This is a genomic window from Arthrobacter sp. SIMBA_036 (assembly GCF_046535135.1).
Taxonomy (GTDB): Bacteria; Actinomycetota; Actinomycetes; order Actinomycetales; family Micrococcaceae; genus Arthrobacter.
Genome location: NZ_JAWRXG010000245.1, coordinates 1 through 263, shown reverse-complemented (window position 1 = coordinate 263; position 263 = coordinate 1). Strand labels below are relative to the sequence as shown.

Here is a 263-nt window from a genome sequence, read left to right as displayed (position 1 = left end):
GCTCTTCGGCGGATAGCGGGACGAGCGGCATGTTGTTGCCGGGCTTAAGCGTCTGCGGATCGGCGATCCAGGCAGCGAGGGACCCCCGAGTGTTCGGCAACAGCCCTGCTCCGATGGTTTCCCTGCTTCTGACATGCGTCAGGTCCGGGCCGGTTGTCCCGGCCGCCGAGGTGCCGCGGATGGTATGACAAGCAGCACAAGGCTTGCTCAAGAACACCGTTTCGCCGGCAGCGACCTCGATATCGGAAGGCGGCAGCCGTTCT

1 protein-coding gene is annotated in these 263 nt (G+C 64.6%); it reads right to left on the bottom strand.

The genetic code is table 11. The annotated features are described in order from the left end of the window. The coding region (locus SB659_RS19775; RefSeq protein WP_410551645.1) for a c-type cytochrome at positions 1-263 on the bottom strand (263 nt) is incomplete at both ends.